Raw genomic sequence first — 4,821 nt, forward strand, 5'->3', positions numbered from 1 at the left:
TCTGATCTATATTGGGTTTATCAATTACTTTATGTAAAAACCAGTTTGCTACCGTTGAAACAACAACGATTATAATCTCCCTATAATCATGGAAAAGTAGTAAAAATAGTTGTTATCCTAGTTGATTAAAAAAATCTCTGATTTCCTCATCCTTTATAAAATAATATATAATTTTCCCCTCTCTTCTAGTGTCCAAGATGTTTTGATTGGCTAGTTTACGAAGATGGTGGGAGGCAGATGCCATACTGAGATTTAATAAACAGGCTATATCGCAGACACAGAGTTCTTCGACGGCAAGGAGATAAAAGATGATATTTATCTGTTTATTATCGGTAAATTTTGATAAAATGCGAAGTGATTTTTGGACTTTTTCCTTTTCAAGGTAGTTCGTTGCGGTTGTAACATTTTGTTGATTTATAACATCCACTTGACAGATACTATCTTTTTTCATAATTTTTTCTCCTAGCCTAACACAGCCCATAGCATGTCAAAGCTGTTGTTTTCAATCAGGATATACATCCCCAATCCTAAATAGACAACGGCAATAAACCATCTGCTATATTTTTCCAAAGTTTCTCCAACAGAAGGGACTTGTGCTAATTTTTGGGCAGAAAAAACCAAGAGATAAATCATGACTAGAAAAGTAAGTAAAGTCACTATCAAATTCGCTAAATTTAAGGTGGTAAAATATGGGACAAAGACACCAATATTGTCAGCGCCACAACTTGCAAAAGTAATCATAGCGACTAGAAAAATCAGGTTTTTATTGTCTTTTCGCAAACCATCTTTTGCAATAGCTTCTCCATCAGAATCTCCTAAAAGCAAAACTTTGAGGCCTAGGAAAATTGGAATCAAACCGAGTAAACCTAAAATCTCTTTACTAGGAATATAATTTAAGACAAATGCAAAAAGCAAACTTAGGAATATTAGACTAACAGAGCCTAGAAATTGTCCTAAATAGATGTTAATGATGTCCTTTCTGCTTTTTCTTTTGGCAAAAAATAACATTAGGATAATAAGTAAGTCTACGGCTGTCCCAGAATACAGGATTATTGAAGTAACAATATTTTGAATCATAAAACACCTCATTCAAATATATTTTTGAATGTATTCTAACATTAACCTTTGTAGATGTCAACTTAAAATCCACCAATTAATAATTGCATGTCAATATTTGTATTGTGAAACTAGTTTCAGAAATATATAGTCTTAAAGTATGTCCACTGCCAATGGTTTTTTCAATATTTAAAAGGAGAGAACCAATTTGGTCCTCTCCAGGGTATAATTTTCCACCAACCCACTACAGTTGACAAAGAGCCGTTATTCTCAAATGAGACAACTCCTTTTAGTTTTTATAACCTCAGCTTCTCGGTCTCTTACCTACTTTTAATAGAAAGACTACGAAGGACGATTCTTAAAGTAGTCAGATTGTGCAATATCGAAAGATTAGATGGGCTTAACCAATTTAACAACCCAAATCCAATTAAACTTCCATTTATTACAACTGTTTCTTGAATATTTCTTTGAATTAATTTCTGCAACGATTCAGATAAAGAATTCAATTCCTCGAAGAAATCTAAACGATTATCTAATAATAAAATATCACTCATCTGCTTAGAAATATCAGCACTTTCATTCATCACAACCCCAATATCTGCAAGCGTCAAGGCAGCAGAGTCGTTTAACCCGTCTCCAACCATCAAAATAGTTCGGCCAGCTTTCTGTAATTCCTGAACCAACTGAAACTTACCATCTGGTTTTAAATCAGTATAAACGTTGTCAAATGGCAGATCTTTAACCAACTCTTCTGTTCTAGCCAACGTATCACCAGTTGCCAGAATCAGTTTTTTCCCTTGGCGCTTTAGCTTTTTCAATGCAACTTTCGCCTCGCTTCTCAAGGGAGTGTGGATACAAAACATCCCAATTAATTCTTTCTTATAAGCCAAAAACAATAAATTGTAATGAGTCTTATATTGCTCAATCAAGGCCAGCTGCTCAGAACTAATTCTTACCTGTTCGTCTTGCATTAGTACATAATTTCCAATGACAACCGATTGACCATCAATTTGCGATTTAATCCCTTTGCTTGCAACATACTGAAGCTTGCCATGCATTTCTTCGTGTTCAATGCCTTCAATTTCAGCTTGTTTAACAATTGCATTGGCAATAGGATGATAGATATGTTCCTCCAAACATGCACTTATTCTTAAAATATCTTTCTCAGTATAATCTCCGAAAGGAAGAACCTTTTCAACCAAAGGATAACTCGTCGTGATGGTACCCGTTTTATCAAACAAGAAAGTATCCACTTCCAGATATTTTTCTAATACATCACCATCTTTAATAACCATTTCTCGATTTAGACCTTCCTTTATGGCCGTAAGGTAGGCTACAGGTGTGGATATTTTTAGAGCACATGAAAAATCCACCAATAAAAAGGAAATGGCTTTTGAAAACGAACCTGTTAACAGATAAGTCAAACCAGCACCTAAGAAGTTATATTTTACAACCTTGTCTGCCATCCTAATAAAATGACGTTGTTTTGTCTTCTTACTCTCTTCAGATTTTTTCATCAGATTGATGAGTTGCAAAATACGACTGTTTATCTGATTATCAGTCACACGAATTCTTAACTCTCCTGTTTCCAAAACAGTATTCGCACATACAGAATCTCCCTCTTTCTTTTCAACAGGGAAGCTCTCTCCAGTCAAGGAACTCTCATTGACCATGCCTAATCCTGAAACCACTTGGCCGTCAAACAAGATTTCATTACCTTGGGAGACAACTAATACATCACCTACTTGAACATCAGAACTCTTGATGCTGATGACCATGTCTCCCCGCACTAAGAAAACATCACTTTCTTTAGCAAGAAGGCTTTGTTCCAAATCTGTTGCTGTTTTTTTTAAAGACCACTGATCCAGATGATTACCCAAATCAAGCATAAACATGATGTTGCTAGCTGTCTTGGATTGGTTCATAAACAAGGACAACAAAATGGCCGAACAGTCCAAGACCTCCATGGTTAGTTCCTTGCGCGCTAAAGTTTGATAGGCTTCTTTGACATAACCCAAAGCCTGATAACAAGTCCAAATATAACGAATAGGGTAGGGTACAAAACTTCGAAACAGCAAACGCTTAATCGCTGCACCCGATACAATTGAATAAGCACTCTCTTCTCTACGAATGGGAAGAGTCATCAAGTCCGAAACTTTCCCCTTGTCAATTTTTTTTAAAAAGGCCTCTGCATTTTCTAATACAGAGAAGCCTTCTTTCATACGTAGAGTAAAGTGCTGCTGATCCATATAAAACTGAATAGAGTCGATCCCTTTTTCATCTTTAGCCAAGGAACGAAGATAATCTTGAATATCCAAGGTCAGTGAAAACGAGGACGATAATCGGATATGTTGATATCCTCTGTGTAGCACTTTAAAAGACATATTATTCACCTGTCAGGCTATCTAATTGTTCTTCTTTCTTTTCCTGTTCGTATAAATATTTAGCGTCTTGTAAAACATCATCACCGTGTTGTTTTACAACAGAAACAGATGCATCCAGTCCATCTTTCAATTTGTAAGCTTTAGCCAAGGCCTTAGAATAGCCTTTCTTAGCTTCTTTACTTGCTAAGACTTTCAAGCCAAGCGTCCCAAATGCTACCCCTCCTAAGAAGAGAGATGATTTTTTCGCAACTTTTGCGACGTTTAATACTTCTTTTAACATGTTTATTTCCTCCTTGTAACTATTGTAGCGAAAAATGACAGCAAAAGCAATTGCTGATATCTGATATATAGATAAAATTCTCTATACTGATATTTAATTATATTATGATGAAAACAATATACTTTATTTTTTGATACTGTAAATAATTATGTGTAAACACTTAAGTAGAGTTACGGAGTGTTAATTAAATAAGCTTTCAAGTGTATCAGAACATTGACCAAACCCTTTATGGATTCGTTGACTTTGCTTGAAATTATAATCTTCAAACAACGTAACTAAGTAACGTTCCAGAGCCTCCTCATTAGGAAAAAGAACCTTCTTTTTCGTTTGATGTTTGATTTCTTTGTTAAGAGACTCAATGAGGTTTGTCGAATACATGCTGTGCCAAATCTGGTAGGGAAACTGATAAAAAGTTAAAAGATTATCCGTCTTCTCCAGACTTTCCATGACTTTCCTATACTTTGGTTTCCATTCGGCGAGAAAGTCCTCTAAAGCTTGTCCTGCCATTTCTAAATTTTCAGCACGATAAATCATTATAAATTGCCCCAGAATAACCGCTCTATCTGCTCGTTTCACTTTACTAGCTAGATTTCGACTAATATGAATTAAGCAACATTGTTGTTTAGCTAATGGGTGAGCCTGACTGATAATCTGCTCAAGCCCCTTAAAGCCATCTGTAACTACAAGAGAAATCTGTTGGATTCCTTGGTTTTGAAGCTTGTCTAACAGGGTGGACCAAGAAGCATTGTTTTCTTGAGGCAACTGTGCATAGCATATCTCTATGCGACTAAAGTCGCTAGAGCTATCCTAATTGCGCACCGCCAGTTCTCATAGAAAAAAACACCTTGCAAGATGCAAAGTGTTTTCGTTTGTATTCTGCTGTCCAGTAACGAATTAACGTTTACTAAATTGTGATGCTTTACGGGCCTTTTTCAAGCCTGGTTTGGAAAGTCTGGGTTTCAGTTTGATTAAAAATATTGCAATATCAAGCACTTGCAGAATTCATTCTGCTTTTTTATTTTAAAAAAAATGAATGAGTTTAATTGAAATAGGGGAATAGTTTAGGTCTGTAAGCATTAAAATAATACACCTAACTTTGAT

Annotated in this window: 5 protein-coding genes; all 5 read right to left on the reverse strand. The window is 35.5% G+C overall.

From position 1 onward, the window contains the following. Positions 1-112: 112 nt before the first annotated feature. Positions 113-451, reverse strand: coding sequence for a Cd(II)/Zn(II)-sensing metalloregulatory transcriptional regulator CadX (cadX, locus tag AX677_RS08090; RefSeq protein ID WP_000711078.1), 339 nt, complete (start codon positions 449-451; stop codon positions 113-115). 11 nt (positions 452-462) lie between these two features. Further along, positions 463-1,077: a CadD family cadmium resistance transporter gene (locus tag AX677_RS08095; protein ID WP_002911684.1), complete on the reverse strand. Its 615-nt coding sequence runs from the start codon at positions 1,075-1,077 to the stop codon at positions 463-465. A 299-nt stretch (positions 1,078-1,376) separates the two neighbouring features. Continuing rightward, positions 1,377-3,440 carry a heavy metal translocating P-type ATPase gene (locus AX677_RS08100; RefSeq protein ID WP_002893754.1) on the reverse strand — a complete coding sequence of 688 codons (2,064 nt, stop codon included), beginning with the start codon at positions 3,438-3,440 and terminating at the stop codon, positions 1,377-1,379. A 1-nt stretch (position 3,441) separates the two neighbouring features. Next, positions 3,442-3,720, reverse strand: coding sequence for a DUF6110 family protein (locus AX677_RS08105; protein WP_002893755.1), 279 nt, complete (start codon positions 3,718-3,720; stop codon positions 3,442-3,444). Positions 3,721-3,900: 180 nt separating this feature from the next. Then, entirely contained in the window at positions 3,901-4,503 is a 603-nt protein-coding gene (locus tag AX677_RS08110) for a transposase (protein WP_255260894.1), read from the reverse strand. Positions 4,504-4,821: the final 318 nt, after the last annotated feature.

The sequence above is a fragment of the Streptococcus sp. CCH8-C6 genome (assembly GCF_001557225.1).
Lineage (GTDB): Bacteria > Bacillota > Bacilli > Lactobacillales > Streptococcaceae > Streptococcus > Streptococcus sanguinis_C.